Raw genomic sequence first — 24,564 nt, forward strand, 5'->3', positions numbered from 1 at the left:
CCTGCGCCATATGCAAATCGTCCGGTGTAGCTGTCGCTACACCGGACGATTTGTTTGTGTGCGTCCGCGGACCCCATCGGGGAATGTCGACCCTGGTGTGCTGTCCCGATTCGGCCGCACAGGGTCCGAAGGTGGACGATTCACTGGCATTCATTCATCGACGGAGCCATTCGGGTCGACAAGCCCAGCCGAGCACAGGTCATAGTTGTCGGTGGAGGTCACTGCCTGGTCGAGCCGATACGCGTGGAGGTAGCGGTCAAGCAATGCGCGTTAGTATTCCACGTTTGAAATCCATTGCGTAACTTCAGGGTTCGTCGATGACGAAGACCGGCCAGCCGAAAATCCTGAACTTACGCCGACCGAGGCAGATCGGCGGGGGCTAGTGCGGGGAGCACGGGAGGCGACATCGACGCAGGCGCATGCATTGCTGTGCCAGATCACGCTGGCATATGTTCGCATGTCGTTGATGTCATTCTTTTGGACATGGAGAGATCGTTCGACATAACGGCACATGACGATCGACTATGCATCGCCCAGACACGTTCCGGCCCCGGCCGGTGCGGGCATCACGATGGGGCCGGTACAGATACCGGCCCCATCACTGATCAGGCGTCGTTCGAGTGGCCCCGCTCCCGGCGTCTAATCGATCAGGTCCTCGCGTCCGGCATCCTTGAGGTCCTGGATGTAGATCGGGAACAGGAATTTGGTGCTCGGGACCAGCTTGAGCACCTTCATGATCTGCCCCTCGGCCTTGACGGTGCCCTTAGTCAGAGCCATTGTCATGTTGAGCTTGCCCTGCCAGAACTTGTTCGCGTTCTCCGAACTCATCTTCAGCGTGGCGTTCGGTATGACGCCACCCTCCTCGACACTCGAGTAGACCTTGTTGTTGGGCATGTCGAGTACGACCTCACAGGCGGGATCGTGGCACGAAACGAGCAGAACGGCGCCAGTGGCGGTGAGCTTGGGGCCGAGCTTTTCATCCAGGTAGGCTTTTTCGAAGATGCCTCCGACGAATTTCCGCAGATCGGCGGGATCGGTAAATGCGGGCATTGTTCTCTGCTTTCTCTCTGATCGGTGTTACTTGCCAGGTCGGTTCTGCTGGAGCAGATCACGACGTCGGATGGGAAATGATCCGGCTCAGTCAGCGATTCGCAGAGCCGCGACAGGACACAACTTGACCGCCGTTTCTACCTTCGGCAGCAAGGCATCTGCGGGTGAGTCGTCCAGGATGATCACCTCGTCGCCGTCGTCGTTGAGGTCGAAAACTTCGGGTGCGGCGATGACACACTCGCCGTGCCCTTCGCACCGGTCGTAGTCGACGATTATGTCCATCCCCGGTTCCCTTCATTTGCACAGGCGGCTCGGGGAGACACCGAGCAACTGTCGCGGCCTGAGTGTGTAGATGGGTGCATATCCGCAGCTAGCGGACCGACAAATTTTCCCGCTGTGCCGGAGGCTGGGTGATTCCGCGCGGGCGCCTCCGCAAAATGCCTACGAGCAGCGCCAGCACGCCGAGGACCAGGAGCACAATCGGTGCGACCACGCTGATCAGGTTCAACTGCATCGCCTGGGACTCAGCCGAGGCTGCCGCGTCGCTGATCGACTGCTTGTTGAGAGCGGTGTCGATGGACAGGACGGGCATGACGGGAACCAACTGGCCGCCGACGGTAACATTCGCGACGATCTGCTGATTCAGTTTCGCATCGATCGGCGATCCCAAGGTCTGGTCGGCGGCAAGGTTGATGTGGGTGTCCGCCGTGTATGTGAAGGGAACAGGATCGGGGAGCTGCCCGAGAGCACCGCCAAGGCTGTGCTGCACATCTACCGGAAGCAGGGGTGCAAGCGATCCGACCAGTGACTTGGGCAGTGTCGGCGGCAAGGTCCCCGCGATTGCGGGATCGCGCAGAATACCCTTCGCTTCGACGGAGTAGTTGAGGACGTCACGTCCGGAGACAGCGCCCGAGTTACGGTAGGTCATCGGTACCGTTGTTCTGGTTGTGGAGTCGTAGTAGTGGTAGCTCGCCGACGGGTTCGGGTGCAGTGGAAGAGCAATGGTCATGCCACTGTGGGGTTCGATCCCCTCGGCGGCGTTACCATTCGCCGCATCCATCGTCTTGCGGTCGATGGCGTAGGTGTGGTTCGACGGCACGGAAAGCCCGGCCGCTTCGAGGGTGATGTTGTCATGAGCGATCGCGGTGTCACCGTCGGTGCTCGACACGTAGATGTGCCGACCGACCCGCACGGGAGCGTTGGAAACAATCACATGGTCGATGTCGCCGGCCTGCAGGGCTTTAGCGTTGAGCAGAGTTCCGGTCCCCTCGTACACGGGATTCACATCGAGGTCGCCGGGTAGTTTCGACAGCGTGGGCACCAGCACGAACCGCACAAGAGCGGCAAGAGCGATGAACAACACGCCAATGGCCAGCAAAATCTTCGAAGAGCGTCTGACAAGCATCGACCGGTCCTTCATGTGTATTTGATCGGTGGACGAGGGCGCGCCCCGATGCCTTCGGAACGGACCGCCCATTGGGCGGCATCGATTCGTTCAACAGCGGCGGGGAAGACAGTCCGTCGTTTCGTCGGGTTGACCCTCAACCGTGGTCACGCGGAACACTGCCGAGAAACCACCACTGCGGTCCAGGGCTGTTCGTCTATACCGGTAAATCGCCGCAAAGCCGCGCCAGGATGCCGTGATGCCGGACACAGTGACCCCGACTTTGTGTCTGACGACACACCCAGGACGCGACTGGTGGAGGTTGTCCGAACACCTCGGCGTCGAGCAGCACACGCCGACCAGCAACGTGTCAGTGATCCACAATGGTGCCACTACCCGGGTGCTGGCCACCAAGGGGCTACGCGGGAGGAAGGACCTGGCTGGGCGCGCGCCCACCGCGAGCGATCCAGCTCGGACGGGAAGGTCTCCGTCTCGGCGTTGCCATCCTGAGCCTGCGGTAGCGAACTCATCTCGTCCGCCGTTACCGGAGGCAGTCAGGACGGCGCCACGGCCGAATTCCCGGTGACACGGTTGGGATGGGTGTAGATGTTCATCGTGGTGCCCCGCAGGAACCCGATGAGGGTGAGCCCTGCTTCGCGGGCGAGGTCGATCGCCAGCGATGACGGCGCGGAGACAGCGCCGAGGATGGGAATACCCGCCATGACCGCTTTCTGCGCCAGTTCGAACGACACCCTGCCGCTGACGAGCAGGACGGTTTCGCGTATGGGCAGGCCGTCCCCTTCGACGGCCCAACCGATGAGTTTGTCGACGGCGTTGTGTCGTCCGACGTCCTCCCGTACCGCCAGCAACTGGCCGTCGGCAGTGAACAGTCCGGCCCCGTGCAGCCCGCCGGTCGTATCGAACACCTTCTGCGCCGCGCGCAGAGCGTGCGGCAGTCCCGCGATCGTCACCGAATCGACCCGGACCGTGTCAGTCTCCGGTGAGTACTGGGTGCGCTGCCGGATCGCGTCGAGGGACGCCTTCCCGCACACCCCGCATGACGAGGTGGTGTAGAAGTTGCGTTCGATGCCGGTGTCGGGCAGGTCTGCCCCGGGGCGAGGTCGACATCGAGGACGTTGTAGGTATTGCGCCCATCCTCGCCGACGCTCTGGCAATACCGGATCGACGCGATATCCGCCCGGTCTCTGACTATGCCCTCCGTGAGCAGAAATCCCTGCGCCAGCTCCACATCCGACCCCGGCGTGCGCATCGTCACCGCCAACGGCACCGAGTTCACCCGGATCTCGAGGGGTTCTTCAACCACTACTGTGTCGGCGCGAATAAGCCACTGTCCACCGTTGACGCGGCTGATCGGTCGCCGCGTCGTTACACGGCCCACTGTGAATTCCTCACCGATAACTGTCTAGCCTGCCCCAGTGTCATTTGTGCTGGACTGTGCTGTGTCCCACGGAGGTGGCAGGTGTTCGCGGTCGCGTTCGAACAATAACCGGGAACGCGCGCTGCAGCAGAGATGGCAACGTTTCTCCCTTCACCACGCGGTACCGGTCGTCCGGTTGAGAGACGGACTGTTGCAGCGAGGGGAACTGTTCGCACGTCTTCGTTCATCCCTATCCAGAAGCTGGCTGAACAGGATGGCCCGGTCTCCAGGCGAGAGATGGCTCGCGGACTCGCTGTGCAGAATTCGGGCGACATGCTGATCGAACCGGAGTTCCATCATACCGAAATCGACAAGGATTTCCTCGGCCGGCGGCCCACCGTACGGCCAACGATGCGCGATCTCGAGGATCCTCGAATCAAGGCTGTCCACGCCCTCTCCCCTCTGAAGTCATCGCGCAAACGCACGTCGGAACCGGCGTTCGAAATGCCGATATTGCCGGACGCGTGATTCTCCTGGCATCGTTACCGGAATTGTCGGACACGTAATGGTGGAGACGAAGACGAATTCGGTTTGCCGGGACGGAACGCGAGATCGCCTTCCGAGGCTCGCATGGAGAACTCCCGACACGGTTACCCGGCACCAGCGCCCAACGTAGCGACCACCCGAGCTTTTCGACGACTCGAAAACCGCTCACCGCAAGGCACTACCGTCGTGACAACGCTTGGACCTCGGATCCCACGCGTTCGACGAGCAGCGTCATCTCGTACACCACCTGCCCGATGTCGCAGTCCTCCGAGACCAGTGCCATGAGCTGAGAGCCGTCACCGACGCCCATGAGGAGAAAGTAGCCGCGGCCCATCTCCACCGTCGACCGCAGCACACGACCCCCGTCGAACAATCCTGCCGCTCCCGCGGCCAGCGCGGCCATGGCCGCCGCGGCCGCCGCGAGTTGACCAAGTCGTTCGGGCGGCATCGGTGTGCTGACGGCCATCGGTAACCCGTCCGTCGAGATGAGCGCCGCGTGATCGACATGGGGAATCTCACGGGTGAAGTTTGCGACCAACCAGTCCAGAGCGCCACCTGCGGACATCAGCTCTCCTTCATCTTGTCGCCGTAGATCCCGGCGGCCGGTTGCACGTGCGACAGCGCTGCCGCGACAGCACGCTGCTGACGCATGAGACGCTCACGTATCTCTTCCGGTGAACGACGGATCGGACCTTGGCCACCCCTGCCGTCGAAGCCACGGACAATCGAGGCGCGGGCGGTCGGGCGCCGCGGAAGTTCGTGGCGCTTCGGATTCCGAATCGATACGCGATCGGCCGGGTTGGGTTTCCACTTCGACGGGGCTGTGTGGTCGGCATCAGTCGCTGTCAGTGCATGACCAGGTATTGATACCGTTGCAGTAATCCCCGCGTTTCGCGAAGCTTCCAGGGTGGAGCGGAGATTCACCGTCATACCGTGCCGGTGAGCAAGTTTGCCCACGACGAACAGGCCCATCCTGCGTGCGGTGTCGGCATCCGCCCGAGGCGTGTGTGCAAGCCGTGAATTCGTCTCACGGAGATCTTCGGCTCCAACGCCGATGCCCTGATCGACTATCTCGACGGTCGCACCGCCGTCGGCGGTACGGCCGAAATCCAGCTCGACGTTGGTGTCGGGCGATGAGAACCGCAAGGCGTTGTCGAGCAGCTCGACGAGAATGTGCACCAGGTCGGCCGCCGCCGTACCGGTCAATGCGATCGGCAACGGTCCGACGATCCGGACTCGCGGGTACTCCTCCACCTGTGAAATCGCCGCCTGGACCGCGTCCTGCAACCGCATCGGCGGCATGTGGCGTACGCGCCGTACCTTGTCGTCGGCGAGAATCAGCAGGTTCTCTCCGTATCTCCGCATCCGGGTCGCCACATGGTCCAGCCGGAACAGGTTCTCCAGACGTTTGGGATCGCGCTCTTCGAATTCGAGCTCCTCGATCATCTGCACTTGAAGATCGAGCAGTGATCTGCTGCGGCGAGCCAGTGATTCGAAAATGTCGTTCATCTGCCGACGCAGCTGTGCCTGTTCACCCGCGAGCAGCACCGCTTGACTGTGGATGTCGTCCACGGCACCGGCCAGCTGTCCGATCTCCTCGCGGGCACCGGCGTCGAGCGGACGGGCGATCACGTCCGCGACGGGTGTACCGCTCTTGATCCGCTCGACCGCCTCGGGCAGGTCCTGGTGAGCGACGCGCACAGCCTCGTTCCGGAGACGGCGCAGCGACACGAGCACCGACTGCGCTACCGCAACCGCGAGTGCGACTGCCGCCAGCAGCATTCCACTGACCAAACCGCCCTCTCGCCACGCGGCCGCACGCAGAGCGCCGGCCTGTGTCGCAATCGCGTCTTCCAACCCTGCCGAGGCTGCCGCAACGGCTTGCCCATAGTCGCGGATACTGGCGAACAGCGAGTATTTGAGCTCGTCGAGAGCTCGGGTCGTGGTGTCGGGCTGAGTGATCCGTTGTTGCATCACGGTCCGATCGGTCACCCCTTTGCACAATGTTGCGACGGTGGGATCATTCGATGGGTACCGAGCGGAAACCTGATCCAGCATCGCCGATTCGGTATGCAGTTGGGCGAGCAATTCGGCGGCCTCGGCGCCGAGGGAACCGGCTGATCTCCCTGCGAGCACATCCGATGCACCGACGACCGTCAACCCCTCAGCGGAGATGATCTTCTGCGCTGCCCAGAGCGCCTCGAGCCGCGCCGTCTCTCCGGCCAGCACGGGATCAGCCGACGAATCGGCAATGGCGGTAACCACTGCTGACAGCGACGTGCGGATATGCGCGAGCTGGGTAGTGAGTTCCGCTGTGGTGGCGGTGGGACCGAATCTGGCCCTGGTGCTCAGTCCGCTGGCTTCAGCGAGCGCGCGAGTCAGGTTGGTCGCCGCATCCGAGCCGAGTGCTGCCACCGATTTCGTTCGCTCCAACGCTGCGATCGAGGAATCCAGTCGGTCGAGGAACTCCGGGGTGAGGGTCCGCTGTGCGAGTGTTCCCATGACGATTGCGGCGTCCCCATCGAGCTCCACCAGCATCGGCAACAGTCGTATCCGTTCCGATGTCACGGTGAATTCCGATGCGGCATTGAGCCTTTCCTGCATTCGTAGCCCACCGAGGCTGATCGCCACAGAGATCGGAACGACAAGAACGACACCGATCTTCCAGCGCAACGGCCACTGTCCGATGCCCCAGCGTCGCCGTGGCCGGCGCATCTCAGCACACATGGCAGCCGATCACGCGATCACGACGGACGTTCCCGCATCCGCAACCCGAGCGGCGATGATAAACGGGAGGGATACCACCAGGGGATGGACAGCCACCGAACCCAGCGTCGATTTCACTCCAATGTGACATGACAACCTGTTGCTTCTTTCATGACGGCCTCGCAATTCGGTTGCGCTCGAACGTAACCGCCGCCACAGAACTCGCCAGCCGCCGCCGGAATACCCGGATTCCGGACGTGAATCCGGGAAACCCATCCGAGAAGCTTGGAGACGACCTACCACCAAAGTCGGCTTCCAGCGCTGGCAGCGAAGCTGGCACACCCCAGCACCGACCATTTCGCACCACTGTTCATATAGTTGGGAGCGGCGAAGCACGATCCCGTCGCTGCGCACGACCATCAATGGCTATGGTTGTTGTGCACGATGCCCATCCAGATCAACTGAGGCACAATGCTTTCCGTCCGTATGTTCGATGGCGCATGACCTCAGCATTGATCGACGCCCCAGATCAGGGCACCGCCGATGTTCAAACGGTTGGGCTGCCGGGCCCGACGCCATCAGCCCTGTCCACCGTTGCTGCAATTGATCGGTCGGCGCGCCGCTACCCGGACCATTGTCAATGCCTCATCAATAAGGGTCCACAAGCAGCACCGATAGCACCATCCTCTCGTCTCGCGAGCCCTTCGGTGGACTTCAGTCCCGCTTCTCGAGGCGAATGGTGACTGCCTTCGACACTGGGGTGTTCGACTTCGCCGCCACGTGGTCGAGCGGGATCAGCGGGTTCGTCTCCGGGTAGTACGCGGCCACGTTCCCCTGCGGAGTCGGGTACGGCACCAACCGGAAGTCCGCGGCCCGCCGCTCCTGCAGACTCCCGTCCGGCAGGGTCCATTCGGAGACCAGATCCACCCGGTCGCCCTCGGCGAATCCCAGTGCGGCGATGTCGAGTTCGTTGACGAACAACACCCGCCGCCCACCCTTCACCCCGCGGTAGCGGTCATCGAGTCCGTAGATGGTGGTGTTGTACTGGTCGTGGGACCGCATGGTCTGCAAAATCAGTCTCCCCGCGGGGACCGGTACCCACGACAGCCGATTGACGACGAAGTTCGCCTTCCCGGTGGAGGTCACGAACCGGCGTTCGTCGCGTGGCGGATGCGGCAGTGCGAACCCGTCAGGCAGACGGACTTTGGTATTGAAGTCTTCGAACGCCGGGATCACCCGAGCAATGGAGTCGCGAATCCGGTCGTAGTCTGTCGAGAACTCCCGCCAGGGTACGGGGTGGTCGGCTCCGAACAGCTCCTCTGCAAGCCCGCACACGATGGCGACCTCGCTGCGCAGCTCCGCACCGGCCGGCGGCAGGCTGCCGCGCGAAAGATGCACCATGGACATCGAATCCTCAACCGACACTTGCTGCTTGCGGCCGTTCTGCACATCCCTGTCTGTCCGGCCGAGCGAAGGCAGGATCAGCGCGATGCGCCCGGTCACCAGATGGGACCGGTTCAGTTTCGTCGACACCTGCACCGTCAGCGCACAGTTGCGCAGCGCCGCCTCGGTGACCTCGGTGTCGGGGGTAGCGGCCACGAAGTTGCCGCCCATCGCCATGAACACTGAGGCTGCGCCATCGCGCATCGCCCGGATGGAGTCGACTGCATCAAGGCCGTGCTTGCGAGGCGAGGTGATCGAGAATTCGGCTTCGAGGGCATCGAGGAAGGCGTCGGGCATCTTCTCCCAGATGCCCATCGTTCGATCCCCCTGGACATTGGAGTGCCCACGCACCGGGCACACCCCGGCTCCCGGTTTGCCGATCATTCCGCGCATCAGCAGCAATGAGACCGCGTCCTGAATCGTTGCGACCCCGTGGGTCTGTTGCGTCAATCCCATCGCCCAGCAGATGATCGTGCCCTTCGACTCGATCAAGGCTGCTGCCGTTCGCTCGATCTGGCCCAGGGTGAGCCCGGTGGCCGCCACGATGGTGTCCAGATCCACGCTGCGGCGGATGTGGTCGGCCCATTGTGCGAAGCCGGCGCAATGTCCGTTCAGGAACTCGTGGTCCAGAACCGTGCCCGGGGCGGCGTCTTCGGCGTCGAGGACCAGTTTCGCCAGCCCTTGGAACAGTGCCTGATCGCCGCCGATCCGGATCTGCAGGAACTCGTCGGCGATCTGCACGCCGTCGCCGACGACGCCGTGCACCTTCTGTGGGTCCTTGAACCGCAGCAGACCAGCCTCGGGCAGCGGGTTGATCGCAATCACCTTCGCCCCGTTGGCCTTCGACTTCTCCAGGGTCGACAGCATCCGGGGGTGGTTGGTGCCAGGATTCTGGCCGGCGATCAGGATCAGGTCGGCGTTCTCGATATCGGGGACCGACACCGATCCCTTGCCGATGCCGATCGTCTCGACAAGGGCGCTGCCCGAGGATTCGTGGCACATGTTCGAGCAGTCCGGCATGTTGTTGGTTCCGAACGCCCGGATCATCAGCTGATACACGAACGCCGCCTCGTTCGAGGTGCGCCCGGAGGTGTAGAACACTGCCTCGTCCGGCGAGGCCAACGCCCGCAACTCACCCGCGATCAGCCCGAACGCCGCGTCCCAGCCGATCGGCTCATAATGCGTCGCCTCAGGCAGCCGCACCATCGGATGCGTCAGCCGACCCTGTTGTCCCAACCAATAGTCGGTCCGGCCCAGCAGATCCGATACCGGGTGCGCGGCGAAGAACTCCGGGCCGACGGTGCGAGTGGTCGCCTCTTCCGCGACCGCCTTCGCCCCGTTCTCACAGAACTCCGCGTGTTTGCGATGGCCGGGAGTTTCCGGCCACGCGCAACCCGGGCAGTCGAAACCCTTGCGCTGGTTCAGCTTCCAGAACGTCCGGGCCATGCGCACCGGTCCCATCTGCTCGACCCCGCGGCGTAACGACACCAACACCGCAGGAACACCTGCCGCATAGGACTTCTCGTGGGTAACGACGACATCGGTCTCGTCGATGTCGGGCATGTGGCGTGGCATGTCAGCGCTTTCGTTGAGGCAGCTACGTGATGGAGAGTCGGGAGCGCTACCGGACGGGAGCGTTCGGGCGTCTTTCGGTTCACTCCGCTCTGGCAACTGCTCGTGCAGCACGGCCCTGTCGCCAGCTGCGAGATGACACGAGGACATATTGTCGAGAACTTTGACCAGTTGCTGGTCCCGTTCTCCCTCTGCGGTCATCCGCGACCAGCGCCGAGTGCCGTTCGATCCACCGATGCTGCCGCATCCCATCATTCGCTGGCGTCGTTGCCGGAACTGTCGAACACAAAGCCCGCGGATGCCGCGGCGAAGGCGGTTAGTAGGGACAGAACGCAACGTCGCTCGCCTGGGGCGACACGGAGATGGTTCGGTATGAGCACAATCGTGCTCGACTATCTCAGTTTGTCGGCGACGCGAAGCGCGTCCATCGTGCCTGTCACATCGTGCACCCGAACGCCCCACGCGCCAGCTCGCGCCGCGTGCGCGGAGATTACCGCGGTGGCGGTGTCACGCTCGGTGATGTCCCTGTCTCCAGCGCCTTCTTTCAATAGTGCGCCGAGGAACCGTTTGCGTGATGCCCCGATCAGGACTGGGTATCCGAGTGAACACAGCCGTGGGAGATCGGTCAAAAGGGCCCAGTTGTCGTTGGTGCTCTTGCCGAATCCCAATCCAGGGTCAATGATGATCGATTCGCGTGATACGCCTGCGGCGAGCGCGCGAGTTGCCGCGGTGTCGAGATCGGAGAGAACTCGGGCCACGATGTCGTCCACCGATCGGGTGATATGCGTGGTCCGGTCATGCCAGTGGGTGATGATCAGCCGAACCCCGGTTTCGGCAGCTACGGCGTACATTCTCGGGTCGGCCCAACCGCCGGAGACGTCATTGATATAGGTGGCTCCGGCCTGTGTTGCCGCGACCGCCGTGTCCGCGCGCATCGTGTCGATGCTGACTACGACACCGTGTGCCGCCAGTTCCTCGATGACGGGGATGACGCGTGACCGCTCGACCGGCCCGGACACCCGGTGCGCGCCCGGGCGCGTTGATTCTCCCCCGACGTCGACGATATGTGCGCCCGCGTGGTGGAGCCGAAGACCATGGGCCAGCGCCGAGGAGGCGGCAAGAAATCGGCCGCCATCGGAAAAGGAATCCGGGGTCACATTGAGGATGCCGAGAACGGTCGTGCTTGCCTGTTCAGCAAGGCCGGTCCCGGTCGTTGCGAAGGTTTTCGGGTCGGCGGCTTGCGCAGGGATCGTGGAAGTCACGCGGTCGGGGCCTTCCGTTCGGCGGCTTCGACGACGTTGGCCAGCAGCATGGCGCGAGTCATCGGACCGACGCCTCCCGGCATAGGTGTCAGGTACCCCGCGACTCCCCAAGCATCGGGCGCGATGTCGCCGACGATGCCCTCTTCGGTTCGCGTGATTCCTACGTCGAGAACCGCGGCGCCCGGCTTGATGTCGGAGCCCGTGATGAGCCCGGGGCTACCGGCTGCCCCTACAACGATGTCGGCGCCGCGCAGGTGGGTGCGGATATCGCGTGTCCCTCGGTGGCAGAGGGTGACGGTGGCGTTCTCGGTTTGCCTGGTGAGGAGTAGTCCGAGGGGCCGCCCGACGGTGATGCCGCATCCGACGACGACAACGTCCGCCCCGTCGAGGGGAATGTTGTAGCGGCGCAGGAGTTCGACGATGCCGCGGGGTGTGCAGGGCACCGGCCCGCCAGCACCGAGAACCAGTCGCCCGAGGTTCACCGGGTGTAGGCCGTCGGCGTCTTTGTTCGGGTCGACGTGCTCGAGGAGCACGCTCCGGTCGATATGTGCCGGTAGTGGGAGTTGAACGATATATCCGGTGCACGCCGCTTCGCTGGTGAGATCGTCGAGGGCGGCCAGCGCATCCGCCGTACTCGCGCTCGCCGGAAGATTGATCTTGAACGAGGACAGACCGATCTCGGCGCAATCGCGGTGCTTGCCGGCAACGTACGCTTGGCTGGCCGGGTCCTCGCCGATCAGTACCGTTCCGAGTCCGGCCGGCACCGAGCGGGCCGCCAGCGCCGATACCCGGCCGGCCAGCTCACCGCGGATGTCCTTGGCTGCCGCTTTGCCGTCGAGCACCACCGTGGGCTCGGTCATAGTGGGCGAGAGTGCGCTCACCGAACATCCCCTTTCCGAGAGTGACGCAGACCCGCACAGGTAAACGTGACCTCCGGAATGCGCGCGCGTTCGCGCCGCTCTACGTCGCCATCGACGCTAGGCGCGACGGCCGTCGGCCGACAGCGGCGTCCGACGTGAAGTGACGACCGGTCCAGGGGGGTGTGAACAGGTCATTTGACGTACCAGCCGCTGCTGTACCTGCCCCGGGGCGTCCTACCATGGATCGAGTGAACGGCAGGTCGATCGTGGACGCGATGGCAATCGGGGTTGCGGTTGTCGATGACGACGGCCGGTTCTCCGCTGTGAACTCCGCCGGTGCTCTGATACTCGGCGCCGCTGCACCGGCTGAACTGCGAGGCATGCAGAGCCCGTTTGCGATCACACCCGAGTCCCCAGGATCAGATACCGACGCCGAGCACGTGGGGTACTGGGACGGCGGTCTCGAGGACTACGCCATGCTGTCCTATCAACTCGGCTCCCGCACAGCCGATGGAACGGTCGTCACATTTCGCGATGTCACCGATCAACGGCGTCGGCAACGCCGCGTTGCTGCCTTGGCACGCACGGCGGCGAACATGGCGGCACAACGCTCGGTCACCACCTCGGTGCTCGATGCGATGGCATGGGAAGTTCACCAGTCCGAGGGCGTCGCCGCCGCCCAGTTCATCACCGTGGCACCGGCGAGCAGACGACTGCAAGTTATGGGAGCGGCCGGCTTCGCCGAGGTACAGACCTTTTTCGACCTTCTCATCGCCTCACATCGTCGCGGCGCGAAGCTGGCCACATACGAAGTCACGGACAACGGACAACAGATCGTGTACCCACACCGACGAGCCGAAATGCTGGCCGACCCCGATTGGCAGCCGATCCACGCCTACATCTCTCAGCTCGAGTGGGACGACTTCGTCTGCACACCCTTGCTGACCCAGGGCAAGGCAGTCGGCGTGCTCAACGTGTACATGGAACCCACCTATCACCCCGGACGCACCGCGCTGGACTTCTTCACGGCGATGGCCGACCAAGCCTCTCTGGCAATCGACTACGCCACGTTGTTGGAACGCGACCGGATCACGGTGCGCCGGGAAGAGCGCAAGCGACTGGCCCGTGATCTCCATGATTCTGTTGTCCAACAGGTTTTTTCGATCGGAATGCAAGCCCGTGCATTGCAGAGAATGGGCATCGGAGCCCCCGAAGCGCTGACCACCGACATCAGCCGGATCGCCGCCGAGATCGGTGAACTGAGCCGAGCAGTTCAGCACGATCTACGTGGAGTCGTACTCGCTCTACAACCCTCGATATCCGCCGAGGTGGGTCTTTCCGCCGCCTTGCAGCTTCTCGTCGAGAAGATCGCACGGCGCACCGACATCCGCATCGACTTGTCGGTCGATCCGGAGCTCGACGAGGAAAGTGCGGATTTCGTCGAAGATGTCTATCAGGTCGTCAGCGAGTCGTTGCACAACGCCGCCAAGCACGCGGATCCATCGACGGTTCTCGTGCACATCGAGGTATCCGACGGTCCCCGCCTCGTCCGTATCGAAGTCGTCGACGACGGTGTTGGGACAACGAACATGTCATCGACGACGGGCGGATACGGGTTGACATCCATGCGTGAGCGGGTCACCCGGTGGTCCGGGCAACTCGATGTCACGTCGAACGGCCCGGCACCAGGCACACGCGTCAGTGCGACTCTCTTACCGCCCCCACATCCCGACCGAGCGACGAGGTAGAGACCCAGATGGACGACTCGACCACCACCATTCGTGTCCTCGTGATCGACGATCACGCCGTCGTCCGGCGCGGAATCGCCAGCTTCCTCGCCTCGACGGACGATATCGTCGTCGACGCAGAAGCCGGAGACGGCATCGAGGCGCTGGAGAAGCTGGCCGCCATGTCGGCATACGAACAACTACCCGATGTCGCGCTCCTCGACCTCGTCATGCCGCGAATGGACGGAGTGGAGACGGCGAAACAGATCGCTTCTCGATATCCGAGCGTCCGGGTCGTGATTTTGACCAGCTTCGGGGAGACCGAGCGCGTGCATACCGCTCTCGCCAACGGCGCCTCGGGATACTTGCTCAAAGACGCCGACCCGTCCGAGGTCGAGTCGGCGATCCGCGCCTCGACTCGTGACGAGGTGTTCCTCGATGCTGCGGTCACGCGCCGACTGACCCATCAGATGATCACCCCGGTGGCCGGCCTCCGGTCGCTGAGCACGCGCGAACGAGACGTTCTCGTCCTTGTCGGGCGGGGTTTTTCCAACCGGGCCATTGCCGAGGAGCTGTCGATCAGCGAACGTACAGCGCGGACGCACGTGTGCAACGTACTGGCGAAGATGCAACTGAACTCGCGCACCCAGGCCGCTCTGGTCGCAGTGCGCGAAGGGCTCGTCCAGCTCTGATCGTCCCATTACCCAGCCGATGCGGCACCCTCTCTCAGTCGGCGAAGACCACCGTCGTGTGACCGTTGGTCAGGACCCGTCCGGTCACGTGATGGTGAACTGCCGCGGCAAGGACGCGGCGTTCGATATCGCGGCCCTTCCGCACCAGCAGATCCGGGGTGTCGCGGTGGCTAACAGGTTCGACATCCTGGCTGATGATGGGTCCCTCGTCCAAGTCGCCGGTCACATAGTGGGCGGTTGCCCCGATCAGCTTGACTCCGCGTGCGTGCGCCTGGTGGTACGGCTTCGCGCCCTTGAAGCCGGGCAGGAACGAATGGTGGATGTTGATGCATTTTCCGCTCAGCTTCGCGGACAAGTTATCGGACAGGATCTGCATGTAGCGAGCGAGGACCACCAGATCGACCCGGTACTCCTGGACGAGGACGAGGACCTTGGCTTCCTGCTCCTCTTTGGTGTCCTTGGTGACAGGAAGATGATGGAACGGCACCTCGCCGAGGTCGATATTCCGGTACACCTCGCGCGGGTGGTTCGAGACGATTCCCACGACGTCCATGGGGAGCTCTCCGGTACGCCAGCGGTACAGCAGGTCCGCCAGACAGTGATCGAGCTTCGATGCCATGATGAGCACACGCATCCGCTCCTCGGTACCGGTGACCGTCCACGTTGCGTTGAACGAAGTCAGGACCGGCGATAATCCGGCGCTGATCTCCGATTTCTCCAGCTCGGCGCGCACCAGGTCGAATTGGATACGGGAGAAGAACCGGCCGGTGAGCGAGTCATCGAAATGTTGCGCGTCGGTGATCGTGCAGCCGAGTTGCAGCAGCGCCGTCGAGACGGCACTGACGATGCCGGGCTCATCATCACAGGAGAAGGTCAGCACATAAGAGTGGGTCATCATGACAGGCTTTCGATTCTTCGGGCGAATTATGCGGTGCGAAGGTCACTACGGCGGCGGTCCGGCTTGTAGGGGGCGGGCGCCACGGTCGCGCGGATTGCTTTCTGCGGCCCATCCGGGCGTCCCCAGTGCACGGTCAACCCGGTCCCGGGGTCGCTGTGCGCCACGTCGATCGTGCTGAGCGAGAGCATCTGCCGGTAGTAGTAGCTATATCCCCGGGAGGTCGCGACACCCACTACATCGTCGCCCGCGGTCACCTTGTCCGCCCACATGAACCCCCGCTGATCACGCGGCATTTCCATATACGGGTAGTTCTCCCCCGGCCGGAACAGCGAGGCGAACACGTCCTGAACGTCATCGGCGTCCCACACCAAAGTGCGAATCACACGGCCGGGGTTGGTCTTCTCCTGCTCCAATGCGGCGCGGCCGAGGAAGTCGTGGTCGAAATTGATGTTGCGGGCCCACCCCAGCTCGACCGGGCTGCGGTAGTACTCACTTATCGCACGCCCGTCGTAGCTACCGGCGATGTACGCGGGTTGCGCGAACGACGGCATCGACGAGGTGAAGACGTCGAGGTACTCAGCCATGTCCTCGTCGAAGATCGCCGGAATGTAATCGGTCGCGATGGTCGGGAAGCACGCCTCGAGGTGGTTGATCATCGCGACCCGGCCACCGAGCTTGCGGATCCCGAACTCCTGCCCGGCCTCGACGATGAGGTCATAGATTTCCTGCCCGTGCTCCTTCGGGCCCTGCAACTCGAAGCCGATCTCACCGGACATGCCCTGCCGCAGCGCCCAGATCTTGTAGCCACCGATCATGATCGGGTGCAGACGCATGAACCCGGTATCGCGCAGACCGGACTCGCCGCTGACCTTCTCGAGTACTTTCACCGAGTTCGGGCCGGACACCTGGTAAATGAACCAGTCCTCCTGCTGAACCTTCACGTCATAGGCGATGCGGCCCAGTTGGTAGCTCGCCCAGAAGCCGCCGCGGCCGTGCAGCACAAAGTCCTCGTCCCCGAATTTGGTCAGGACACCCTCGTGGATGACTTTCCCGTCCTTGTTCGTGTGGATCACGTGCTTGGACTGGCCATCGTCGAACTTCGCGAAGCTGTTGACAGAGATATCAGAGAACAGACGCAGGACGTCAGGGCCGGTGAACCGGTGTTGCCACAGAAAAGACCAGTCGCCGATATAGCAGGTTTGCTTCCACGACATACTCTCGTCGAGCCAGTCCGTGTATTCGGGTTGGCCGAACCGGCTCCACGCGTATACCTCTGGCGCAGTTCGCATCCCGTCGACAGTGAACGTCATTGTTTACCCTTTCGCCTGTAGGCGCACACGAAAGAAAGATCGAACGCCTGATCCGTCTACTCACGCTAGGGCGCATGTACCTTCGATCGACATACGCGGATGACTCCGATCGCGACGATTCGTGACCTGCAGCGATCAGGTCATTTGACGCATCACAGGGTCGGTCTCATGAGGTATCGCTCATGGGGCAGCCGAGAAACAGACTGCAGCCGCACGTGGCGCTTCGCGAACGTAGGATAAGCGCGGCGCCGGGGCGTCCGGCGGTGGCCGCCGAAGTTTCGGCGCGGTCAGTGGTCTCCTCGGACGGGGATCGTGTGATTTCGGCGATCAGGCCACGACGACGGGCGCTGGAATCGACTTGCCGGGGTTCATGATCGAGAGTGGATCGAAGGTCGATTTGATCGATGCCATCAGCTGCAGGACTCGCGGTTCCAGCTCGTGGCGCAGGAACGGAAGCTTCAACAGGCCCACACCGTGCTCGCCGGAGATGGTGCCGCCGAGTTCCAGGGCCGTGGCCATGATCGCTTCGAACGCGTCGCGGGCGCGTTGCTGGGCGGCGGGGTCGCTGGGTCGATGACGACGATCGGGTGCAGGTTGCCGTCGCCAGCGTGGCCGAAGGTTCCCACGGTGACGTGGTGCCGGGTGGCGATCTGCTGGATCCGGTCGAGCAAGGTCGGCAGTTGCGCGACCGTGACCGCGACATCTTCGAGCAGTGGGACTCCGAGGCGTTCGAGGGCTTCGAAGGCGATACGGCGGGCGTGCAGCAGTAGCGCCGCTTCCGACGGGTCGGTGCTGCTGAATATCTCGGTGGCGCCGGCGTCTTTGCATGCGGTGGTGAGGGCACCAACTGCCGTGGGCCGGAGTTCGTCGTCGGGAACCTGGATGATCAGCAGTGCTGCGGCATCGGTGTCCAGCTGCATCGGCTGCAGGCGCTCGACTGCACGAAGGGTGACGGTGTCCATGATTTCGACCATGGTGGGCGGGATGGGCCGGTCCAGACATGCCTGGACGGCCTGTCCTGCGGCCGGGAGGTCGCCGAAATAGGCGACGATCGTGGCGTTTTGCTGTGGTGCGGTCGTGAGCTGGACCGTGGCGTCGGTGATTACGCCGAGTGTGCCTTCCGAACCGGTCAGCAGCCTGGTGAGGGTCGTAGCCGACGACGCCTTTGCGCGTCGTGTGCCCGACCTCGATGAGATCACCGCCGGGCAAGACGACTCGCATCTGTTTCACCCAGTCACCGGTCACGCCGTATCGGATGGAGCACAGGCCGCCAGCGTTGGTGGTTATATTGCCGCCGATGGTGCAGAACGCGGAGCTGGCAGGGTCGGGTGGGTAGTACAGACCATGGTCTGCCGCGAGTTGCTTCACCTCGGCATTGAGCAGACCGGCTGGCACCTGCGCCGAGCGTTCGGCGCTGTCCAGCACAGGTTCGTCCCGCAACCGCTGGGTGGAGAGCACGATGCAGCCGTCCATGGCATTCGCGCCGCCGGTCAGACCGGAGCCCGCGACGCGTGGGACGACCGCGACGCGATGATGCGCCGCGATCTCGAGAACCCGGCGGACGTCGTCGACATGGGTCGGGGCCACGACCGCAGCGGAGACACCAGCGTCGACCCACGGTGCGCGGTCGGCGCTGTAGGCGGCCATCACATCCGGATCAGTGATCAGCAACGCTTCGTCGGTGAGTCGCCCGCGTAGTTCGCGGATGAGTGGTGTGTAGGACATCGGTTGCCTCCCGTCGGTGGCACTCACTGTCCGATGACGGGCGTAAACCGGACCGAAACTCATCGCTGTGCGGAAACAACAATGGACAGACGCCTCGGCATTTCGGTCCCATTTCGCGGGCCCGCCATATGGTGTCGGTCACAGCAAGCAGCAGTTCAAGGAGGAATCATGCCACAGCCAGAAGTCATCTATCACGACAGACGATATGAAAGACACTCAGCCGCAGCCGATTACGGCGGAAACACGCCACCGCGAACATTGAAACCAGCACAGCAATTCCCTATATTAGATGTCATCGAACACATGGTTCAGGCAAATCTGCCGCACTGAGGGATTCAAGTCCCCTCTCGCGCACAGATTCCCGGCAGATTCGCCGGGTTTGCGTGCCGTGTGTTCGAGCGCACTCGAACACATGAAGGTGACCCGGAAAATGCGCACTCACCCGCGACAACTTCTGACAGATCCGCCAAGATCGGCGACCGGCGGCCCCAAGTGGACCGGACACCGCACGGGAACGGGGCCGCCCGTGATTCCCCCGCTCATCCCCCGCAGGCACCACTGGAACAGCTGATCCGGGGTTCAGTTCCCGGTCCGCCCGAACCCATCCCCGTACCCGATGACGACATCCTGTACGGCATTTCGACACTCGGAGAGGCCGGCAGAGTCCTCGACCGGCATGTGATGGCGGCGCTCGACTGGACACCCGGGACGCAGCTGCAGATCCAGGCTCTGGATGACGTCCTACTCGTCGGACCGCCCCCGGATGGCCCGGTGTGTGTCACCCCCGGTGGCTACTTTCGCATCCCCTTCCGCCAGCGACGCCGAATCGGTCGGATCTGCGGGGCGCGGAGCGGAGACTGCAGGCCGCGCAGCGTACTGGCGATGTCCAGGCGCTGGATGAGTTGCTCGATGACCGGTTGATCTTCACCACGGGCGCGGACATCTCCACCAAAGCCGATGATCTCGAACTGCACCGCACCAAAGCTCAGGTAGTGAGCAAGCTCAACGAAGAAGCGCTGAGGGTACTGGTGGACGGGGCCACCGGGGTGACCTGGTTTCTCGGCGTAGTCGAGGGAAGCGTTCACGGGTCACCATTCGCGGCCAGGATGCGCCGTACCCGCACCTGGGTACACGAGTCCCGGGGTTGGCGGGTCGTCGCCGCGCACGCTTCTGTGGTCGACCAGTAGTCAGTCGGCGATCAAGCCGTCGGTGTCATTGGCGATCGCCTTGAATTCCTGCCGTGTAACCGATCAGAGGGACCGTACCTGGTTCAGCAGTAAGCGGTGCCATTCCGGAGAGGCGCCCGCCACCAGACCGTGGCCACGGACAGTGGTGTGCGGACCGATCGCGGACGCATCGACCGAACTGAGCTGGGCGACACGGAGTGTCGCGTAGCCCGGAGATTCGTCGTCCGGCACGGCGGGGTGTGGTGGGCCGATCACCTCGTCGTCGTCGGGATCTTCCCCCGATAAGCGAAGGTGAATCAGGTTGCCGTGTTCGGCGATTGCCCATCCGGACCCGATGTCATCGAGGAAATGCCAATGGGCGGAACCGAACCGGCGGCTGAGCGCGACGAGACACTCGCGCACGGATTCCACCGACGGGCCATCGGGCAGGTCGTAGCCGAACACCAGTGTCCAGCCGTCCAACTGCGGGGTGACAAAAACACAGCCGGTCTGGATCGAGTACCGCATCCCGTCATGCATGGTCGTCGGCATAGCCTCGACCATTCCCAACTCGTCGACGAGGGCGACCTGGTCACCGGTCGGCACCGCCAGCCAATACCCGGTCCAATCTCCGATCAGGTCCCCGGGGCGGCGGCGACGCCATATCGCCATCGGCCCGCCGGCCCACATCGACTCCGGCGTTTCCCGGGCGACGCGATCGTCGACATTGAGCGTGAGCAGCGCCCGGTGTTCGGGCCCCAGCGACGGCCACCCACCCAGCGCGGCGACGGCGCGGAGCGCCAATCCCCGCACCGGGCCTGGCTTCTGACCGAGTGCCCGCAATATCGCCATCGCGTCCGGTCCGAAGGCATCCAGCGTTGCTAACGCTTGATCCGACACCACCGACTCCGGATCACCGACCAACGGCAACACCGCATCCAGGAACCGGCTCGCCGTTGCTCCCGATCGCGCCAGTGCCCGCAACCCCCACCAGCGCACCAACGGTTCTCGATCACCCAGCAGCGGAAGATATTTCACGTCCTCGGCCCGCACTTCACCGAATGCTCGGTGCAGCGCATACACTTCCGTCTTCAACGCCCACGGCGGCACTACATGCCACCTGTTGTTCTCGTCCGCGCGATCAGCCGCCCACGCCGCCGGGACCGCCGCCGCCAACGTACTCAACTCTGCATCTGCGCTCATCAATCCCAAGTGAACCAGCAAAGCCGCCGCTTCCCGCCGCTGGAAGTCCGCACCCTGGTGCGGCTTTCGAGAACGGCGCATTGTGGGTCGCGAATCGGTGCAGCAGTTGATCACGCTGCTCTGGTGCGGCATTGGGATAGGGTTCCGTTCGGTCGGGTCCGGACCAGGTGCGCAGATTGCCGAAGGGATCTTCGACCGCGACGGGCAAATCGGTGAGCTGGGCGCGGGCGTCGGCGATCCCTTGCTCGCGCGCTGACCTGCGCGTCCAGGCGGGGGTGTGCAGGTCGAGCCTATGGGGACCGGGTGAATTCGTCGTCCACCCGGAATCCCGAAAACCTCGCTGCACCGATATCTCACACCCAGACCGGGCTATGACACCGACGCCCGGGATCAGTCTTGGCCGCCCGGTACAGCGCACGCTGCAAAGCGGACTGCCGAAATACCCACGGCCAGAGGGATTCCCGCCCGATCGGACAACGCGTGCAGCTTGGCGCCCGGCTTGCCGCGGTCGACCGGGCTCGGCCCGGTCATGTCTCCAACCGACAACACATCAGCCATGTTCAAACATCAGCCAACACAACCGATCTCGTTACATCACCCGAAACACTCCGCAAAGCGCGTATCGCCACGCTGTGCGTGTAGTGCCCACGCGTAGGCCGTGACCAGTCCGACGTGTATCGCCACGCCTTGTCGGGCTCCGGCAGGTAGTGTGCCGTCGGCGACGGCGGCGGTGTCGACTGCCCCCAGTACGGCGTTCAGAACGAGGTTGGCGAGCAGAATGCCGCGGCCGGGCGGGGCTGACCAGTTCGTGATGGCCAGGGCGGTGAGCGCGGTGCCGACAGTTTGTGTGGTGAACCTGTCGAACGCCGTCGGGTCGGGCCGCAGGCCGGCCATTGCCGAGCGGGGGGTCAGCAAAGCCAGGCCGCCGACCGCGCCCAGGTACAGGGCTGAAACTCGCAGCAGCAGGCGGATTTTCATCGGGTCGGTCCTTCTGGAATATGCTGACGACGCCGATCGGCGTCGCCTCCGGTGCCGTCCGGGAGACTCGGGCCTGGATATTCGACACCGGTGAGTCGCTCCGACTCCTGCCAGAGGGCGCGCCGGAGTGCGGTATCGGTGTCCGGTGGGGTGATGCGGATGGGGTACCCGCGCGCACGCAGGGGTGGTCGCCCGTCGGGCGCGTAGTAGTCGCCCCCACTGGCGTGCGGGTCGGTGGCCGCTCGGAGCACTACTCGTGCACCCGAGGCCGCGTCGGGCTGTCCGAGCAGCTTGGTGATCGCGAGTGTGGCCAGCCGGGTCGCGCCACGCACATGGCGCACCAACTCGGTCGGGGTGACACCGGGCTCGAGTGCCACCGCGATGGTTTCGGCGTCGGCGGCGGCCAACCGCTCGTTCAGCTCCAGTGTGAACAGCAGGTTGGCGAGCTTGGACTGTGCGTAGGCCGGGATCGGCCGGTATTTGCGCTGGCGGAAGTGCAGGTCCGCCAGGTCGATCACACCCTGCCGGTTGGCCGAGCTGCTGACGACCACAACCCGCGAACCGGGCACGTCCAGCATGCGATCCAGCAGCAGGCCGGTGAAGGCGAAGTGTCCCAAATGATTCGTGCCGAGCTGCAGTTCGAATCCGTCGGCGGTAACAGCCGCCGGGGTCATCATGACCCCGGCGTTGTCGATAAGCAGGTCCACCCACGCGAATTCGTCGCGTATCCGTTGTGCAGCGACGCGGACCGAATCCAGTGATGCGAGATCGACCTGGCGGGCGAGCACCGATCCGCCGATCGCTGAGGCCACTCGCTCGGCCTTGCGCTCATCGCGACAGGCCAACACTACCGTCGCGCCACGACCGGCCAAGACCTTCGCCGTCTCCAGGCCGATGCCTGTGTTCGCGCCCGTGATCACCACCGTCCGACCACGTTGGTCTCCGACATCTGCTGTGGTCCATCGAGTCATCGCACCCTCCTGAGGCATAATCGGGATTGGCGTCCCGGTTGAACTATCCGGGATGGCCGTCCCGGTTGTCAAGAGATCGAGAGAGTGCCGTGACCGAATCCACCGACCGTCCGCGCCGGGCCGACGCGCAGCGCAACCGCAGGCGCGTGCTCGACACCGCGGCGACCATCTTCGCCGCCGAAGGTCTGTCGGTGCCGGTGCACGAGATCGCCCGCCGCGCCGGCGTGGGCACCGGCACGGTCAGCCGTCACTTCCCCACCAAGGAGTCGCTGTACGCGGCAGTACTGCTGGACCGCATGCGCGAGCTCGTCGACTACGCCGACACACTCGCCGCCGAGAACGACCCCGGCACCGCCTTCATGGCCCTGTTCACCCGGCTCGTTCGAGAAGGTGTCACCCATCGCGGGCTGGCCGAGTCGCTGGCAGGCTCCGGATTCGACATCGAGGCGGCAGCCACCGCCGCAGACTGCAACGTCAGCGACCGGCTCCACCGCCTGCTATCGCAAGCCCAACAGGTCGGCGGCATCCGCCCCGACCTCACCTTCGCCGACGTCAAAGCCCTGATGGCCGGCTGCCTCTCCCACGACGGCCCGGACCCGGACCGAATCATCGACGTCATCCGCACCGGAATGCGAACCAACACCACGCACCAGCCGCCACCGCACTCCGCGCCGGACCACCAGTGATTGCATACTCAGACCCACCGCCGATGCAACGCAACAAAAGCGAAGCCACGATGTGAGACGGTCTTGGTTCGCCGCATACAGGTTGACTCAGGAAACTCATTCGTCGCCCTCCTCCCTGGTGTTGTCGGGGTAGTGGATGCGCTGTCCCTTCCCGTCGTAGGCGGGGCGGCCGTGCGCGTCGTACCAGGTGTCAGTGGCCGGGTCGCGGGTCCAGCCTTCGAATTCGGTTCCGACCAGGGAATCGATGAAGTATTTCTGTCCCATCCCAGGCCGGGCGGGGTGGTGCGCGGCGGTAGGGTCGCCTCAGCGATGGTGAACTCTTCGAATGCCGCATCGGTGGCGGCGAGTTCTTCGGGGGTCATGGTCAGGCCCATTCGTTCGGCCTCTTCGTCGCTGTAGAACGTGAATCGTCCTATTCTTTTCGGCATAGCCTCTCTCCGCTATTGCTCGATTAGCTGAATGATCGTGCGGGCCGGGTTTCGCGGGTCGGGGAATTTGTTTTTCACAAGGAATTTTCGTGGCCGAGGTGAACGCAACCTCATTAGGTACGCCGCCGTATTCGGGCCCGACTTTGTGACCGTTTTTCGCCAAGATCTGAAAGGTGGTGTTCGTGGTGTTCTCCGTGGCCCCGCCGTTGACCCCGTTCAGATCGCTGGTCGAATTCATGAACCCGTTCCCTGTCCAGGGTTTGCCCGCCTGAATACCTTTCAGTTCGTCGGGGGTCAGTTCGATGTCCCGCCGTACGGGACCGGAGAATCAGGGTGCCTTCGATATGGCCGAGTCGATGAGGTCGAGTTTCTGTTTCTGCTCGGCAGTGAGGGGTTTTCCTTCGCGCAGCGCTTCGACCAGGTCTTGCCCGGGCCTTTCTTCAGTGCCCACTCTTCCTCATGGGTCATGTATTTGCCGTCGGCGGTCAGCCAGTTTTGCGCGCCCTTTTGCAGCCGCTGCTCTATTTCCTCCGCTTTTTTGATCGGCGGGGTGGACCTGTCGTGCGAGCCGCCGGGGCC

General features: G+C 63.6%; 21 protein-coding genes and 4 pseudogenes. 6 read left to right on the forward strand and 19 right to left on the reverse strand.

All coding sequences use genetic code 11. From position 1 onward, the window contains the following. Positions 1–639: 639 nt before the first annotated feature. From AC5WS7_RS33570 to fdhD, 4 genes and pseudogenes are all read right to left on the reverse strand, one after another. Positions 640–1,050, reverse strand: coding sequence for an SCP2 sterol-binding domain-containing protein (locus tag AC5WS7_RS33570; protein WP_495958648.1), 411 nt, complete (start codon positions 1,048–1,050; stop codon positions 640–642). A gap of 87 nt (positions 1,051–1,137) precedes the next feature. Beyond that, entirely contained in the window at positions 1,138–1,332 is a 195-nt protein-coding gene (locus AC5WS7_RS33575; RefSeq protein ID WP_495958649.1) for a ferredoxin, read from the reverse strand. Positions 1,333–1,420: 88 nt separating this feature from the next. Continuing rightward, the gene (locus AC5WS7_RS33580) at positions 1,421–2,455 is read right to left on the reverse strand and encodes a porin PorA family protein (protein ID WP_495958650.1); all 1,035 of its coding nucleotides are present in this window, start codon (positions 2,453–2,455) and stop codon (positions 1,421–1,423) included. Positions 2,456–2,988: 533 nt separating this feature from the next. Beyond that, positions 2,989–3,833 (reverse strand): annotated as a pseudogene (fdhD, locus tag AC5WS7_RS33585) (formate dehydrogenase accessory sulfurtransferase FdhD). Positions 3,834–4,127: 294 nt separating this feature from the next. Here fdhD and AC5WS7_RS33590 point away from each other — a divergent pair. Beyond that, positions 4,128–4,340: a hypothetical protein gene (locus tag AC5WS7_RS33590; RefSeq protein ID WP_495958651.1), complete on the forward strand. Its 213-nt coding sequence runs from the start codon at positions 4,128–4,130 to the stop codon at positions 4,338–4,340. Between the two features lie 196 nt (positions 4,341–4,536). Here AC5WS7_RS33590 and AC5WS7_RS33595 read toward each other — a convergent pair whose 3' ends face one another. The 5 genes from AC5WS7_RS33595 to AC5WS7_RS33615 all read right to left on the reverse strand — a co-directional run bounded on the left by AC5WS7_RS33595 (position 4,537) and on the right by AC5WS7_RS33615 (position 12,201). Further along, complete coding sequence (locus AC5WS7_RS33595) at positions 4,537–4,923, reverse strand: roadblock/LC7 domain-containing protein (protein WP_495958652.1); 387 nt, start codon at positions 4,921–4,923, stop codon at positions 4,537–4,539. Further along, the gene (locus tag AC5WS7_RS33600) at positions 4,923–7,031 is read right to left on the reverse strand and encodes a sensor histidine kinase (protein ID WP_495958653.1); all 2,109 of its coding nucleotides are present in this window, start codon (positions 7,029–7,031) and stop codon (positions 4,923–4,925) included. Before AC5WS7_RS33600 ends, AC5WS7_RS33595 begins: the two co-directional genes overlap by 1 nt. Before the next feature lie 747 nt (positions 7,032–7,778). After that, positions 7,779–10,070 (reverse strand): FdhF/YdeP family oxidoreductase, encoded by a 2,292-nt coding sequence (locus AC5WS7_RS33605; RefSeq protein ID WP_495958654.1) that lies wholly within the window; start codon positions 10,068–10,070, stop codon positions 7,779–7,781. Positions 10,071–10,471: 401 nt separating this feature from the next. Beyond that, on the reverse strand, positions 10,472–11,341 hold the full coding sequence (folP, locus tag AC5WS7_RS33610; protein ID WP_495958655.1) for a dihydropteroate synthase: 870 nt from the start codon (positions 11,339–11,341) through the stop codon (positions 10,472–10,474). Continuing rightward, positions 11,338–12,201, reverse strand: a complete 864-nt coding sequence (locus AC5WS7_RS33615; protein ID WP_495958656.1) for a bifunctional methylenetetrahydrofolate dehydrogenase/methenyltetrahydrofolate cyclohydrolase — start codon at positions 12,199–12,201, stop codon at positions 11,338–11,340. Before AC5WS7_RS33615 ends, folP begins: the two co-directional genes overlap by 4 nt. Before the next feature lie 248 nt (positions 12,202–12,449). On the opposite strand from AC5WS7_RS33615, the gene AC5WS7_RS33620 reads away from it, so the two are divergent. Both AC5WS7_RS33620 and AC5WS7_RS33625 read left to right on the forward strand, forming a co-directional pair. Beyond that, the gene (locus tag AC5WS7_RS33620; protein ID WP_495958657.1) at positions 12,450–13,949 is read left to right on the forward strand and encodes a GAF domain-containing sensor histidine kinase; all 1,500 of its coding nucleotides are present in this window, start codon (positions 12,450–12,452) and stop codon (positions 13,947–13,949) included. Positions 13,950–13,957: 8 nt separating this feature from the next. Continuing rightward, the gene (locus AC5WS7_RS33625) at positions 13,958–14,620 is read left to right on the forward strand and encodes a response regulator (protein WP_495958658.1); all 663 of its coding nucleotides are present in this window, start codon (positions 13,958–13,960) and stop codon (positions 14,618–14,620) included. A gap of 34 nt (positions 14,621–14,654) precedes the next feature. Here AC5WS7_RS33625 and purU read toward each other — a convergent pair whose 3' ends face one another. The 4 genes and pseudogenes from purU to AC5WS7_RS33645 all read right to left on the reverse strand — a co-directional run. Then, positions 14,655–15,515, reverse strand: a complete 861-nt coding sequence (purU, locus tag AC5WS7_RS33630) for a formyltetrahydrofolate deformylase (RefSeq protein WP_495958659.1) — start codon at positions 15,513–15,515, stop codon at positions 14,655–14,657. 29 nt (positions 15,516–15,544) lie between these two features. Further along, positions 15,545–16,807, reverse strand: a complete 1,263-nt coding sequence (locus tag AC5WS7_RS33635; protein WP_495958660.1) for a hypothetical protein — start codon at positions 16,805–16,807, stop codon at positions 15,545–15,547. A gap of 348 nt (positions 16,808–17,155) precedes the next feature. Then, positions 17,156–18,027 (reverse strand): annotated as a pseudogene (locus AC5WS7_RS33640) (FAD-binding oxidoreductase). A 43-nt stretch (positions 18,028–18,070) separates the two neighbouring features. Beyond that, a pseudogene (locus AC5WS7_RS33645) lies at positions 18,071–18,616 on the reverse strand (FAD-binding oxidoreductase); the annotation flags it as partial. Between the two features lie 710 nt (positions 18,617–19,326). On the opposite strand from AC5WS7_RS33645, the gene AC5WS7_RS33650 reads away from it, so the two are divergent. Further along, positions 19,327–19,740, forward strand: coding sequence for a nuclear transport factor 2 family protein (locus tag AC5WS7_RS33650; RefSeq protein WP_495958661.1), 414 nt, complete (start codon positions 19,327–19,329; stop codon positions 19,738–19,740). A 63-nt stretch (positions 19,741–19,803) separates the two neighbouring features. Here AC5WS7_RS33650 and AC5WS7_RS33655 read toward each other — a convergent pair whose 3' ends face one another. Beyond that, a complete protein-coding gene (locus AC5WS7_RS33655) occupies positions 19,804–20,922 on the reverse strand; it encodes a hypothetical protein (protein ID WP_495958662.1) in 1,119 nt (372 codons plus the stop codon). A 97-nt stretch (positions 20,923–21,019) separates the two neighbouring features. Between AC5WS7_RS33655 and AC5WS7_RS33660 the strand changes: the two genes are divergently transcribed. After that, the gene (locus AC5WS7_RS33660) at positions 21,020–21,178 is read left to right on the forward strand and encodes a hypothetical protein (RefSeq protein WP_495958663.1); all 159 of its coding nucleotides are present in this window, start codon (positions 21,020–21,022) and stop codon (positions 21,176–21,178) included. 176 nt (positions 21,179–21,354) lie between these two features. Here the strand turns inward: AC5WS7_RS33660 and AC5WS7_RS33665 are convergent. The 3 genes and pseudogenes from AC5WS7_RS33665 to AC5WS7_RS33675 all read right to left on the reverse strand — a co-directional run. Then, a pseudogene (locus AC5WS7_RS33665) lies at positions 21,355–21,459 on the reverse strand (IS5/IS1182 family transposase); the annotation flags it as partial. Positions 21,460–21,516: 57 nt separating this feature from the next. Next, positions 21,517–21,900 carry a hypothetical protein gene (locus tag AC5WS7_RS33670; RefSeq protein ID WP_495958664.1) on the reverse strand — a complete coding sequence of 128 codons (384 nt, stop codon included), beginning with the start codon at positions 21,898–21,900 and terminating at the stop codon, positions 21,517–21,519. Further along, positions 21,897–22,871, reverse strand: a complete 975-nt coding sequence (locus AC5WS7_RS33675; protein WP_495958665.1) for an oxidoreductase — start codon at positions 22,869–22,871, stop codon at positions 21,897–21,899. Before AC5WS7_RS33675 ends, AC5WS7_RS33670 begins: the two co-directional genes overlap by 4 nt. An 89-nt stretch (positions 22,872–22,960) precedes the next feature. Between AC5WS7_RS33675 and AC5WS7_RS33680 the strand changes: the two genes are divergently transcribed. Continuing rightward, positions 22,961–23,557: a TetR/AcrR family transcriptional regulator gene (locus AC5WS7_RS33680; protein ID WP_495958666.1), complete on the forward strand. Its 597-nt coding sequence runs from the start codon at positions 22,961–22,963 to the stop codon at positions 23,555–23,557. A gap of 96 nt (positions 23,558–23,653) precedes the next feature. On the opposite strand, the gene AC5WS7_RS33685 is transcribed toward AC5WS7_RS33680, so the two are convergent. Both AC5WS7_RS33685 and AC5WS7_RS33690 read right to left on the reverse strand, forming a co-directional pair. Beyond that, positions 23,654–23,821, reverse strand: coding sequence for a hypothetical protein (locus tag AC5WS7_RS33685; protein ID WP_495958667.1), 168 nt, complete (start codon positions 23,819–23,821; stop codon positions 23,654–23,656). A 492-nt stretch (positions 23,822–24,313) separates the two neighbouring features. Further along, entirely contained in the window at positions 24,314–24,436 is a 123-nt protein-coding gene (locus tag AC5WS7_RS33690; protein ID WP_495958668.1) for a hypothetical protein, read from the reverse strand. Positions 24,437–24,564 lie beyond the last annotated feature (128 nt).

This window comes from Nocardia sp. PLKS1-43, from assembly GCF_059510335.1.

What these genes read in the sequence shown, in the direction of transcription:
- AC5WS7_RS33570 (WP_495958648.1), bottom strand. Translation starts at nt 1,050, where the DNA reads ATGCCCGCATTTACCGATCCCGCCGATCTGCGGAAATTCGTCGGAGGC.
- AC5WS7_RS33575 (WP_495958649.1), bottom strand. Translation starts at nt 1,332, where the DNA reads ATGGACATAATCGTCGACTACGACCGGTGCGAAGGGCACGGCGAGTGT.
- AC5WS7_RS33580 (WP_495958650.1), bottom strand. Translation starts at nt 2,455, where the DNA reads ATGCTTGTCAGACGCTCTTCGAAGATTTTGCTGGCCATTGGCGTGTTG.
- AC5WS7_RS33595 (WP_495958652.1), bottom strand. Translation starts at nt 4,923, where the DNA reads ATGTCCGCAGGTGGCGCTCTGGACTGGTTGGTCGCAAACTTCACCCGT.
- AC5WS7_RS33605 (WP_495958654.1), bottom strand. Translation starts at nt 10,070, where the DNA reads ATGCCCGACATCGACGAGACCGATGTCGTCGTTACCCACGAGAAGTCC.
- AC5WS7_RS33615 (WP_495958656.1), bottom strand. Translation starts at nt 12,201, where the DNA reads ATGACCGAGCCCACGGTGGTGCTCGACGGCAAAGCGGCAGCCAAGGAC.
- AC5WS7_RS33625 (WP_495958658.1), top strand. Translation starts at nt 13,958, where the DNA reads ATGGACGACTCGACCACCACCATTCGTGTCCTCGTGATCGACGATCAC.
- purU (WP_495958659.1), bottom strand. Translation starts at nt 15,515, where the DNA reads ATGACCCACTCTTATGTGCTGACCTTCTCCTGTGATGATGAGCCCGGC.
- AC5WS7_RS33635 (WP_495958660.1), bottom strand. Translation starts at nt 16,807, where the DNA reads ATGCGAACTGCGCCAGAGGTATACGCGTGGAGCCGGTTCGGCCAACCC.
- AC5WS7_RS33655 (WP_495958662.1), bottom strand. Translation starts at nt 20,922, where the DNA reads ATGAGCGCAGATGCAGAGTTGAGTACGTTGGCGGCGGCGGTCCCGGCG.
- AC5WS7_RS33670 (WP_495958664.1), bottom strand. Translation starts at nt 21,900, where the DNA reads ATGAAAATCCGCCTGCTGCTGCGAGTTTCAGCCCTGTACCTGGGCGCG.
- AC5WS7_RS33675 (WP_495958665.1), bottom strand. Translation starts at nt 22,871, where the DNA reads ATGACTCGATGGACCACAGCAGATGTCGGAGACCAACGTGGTCGGACG.
- AC5WS7_RS33685 (WP_495958667.1), bottom strand. Translation starts at nt 23,821, where the DNA reads ATGGGACAGAAATACTTCATCGATTCCCTGGTCGGAACCGAATTCGAA.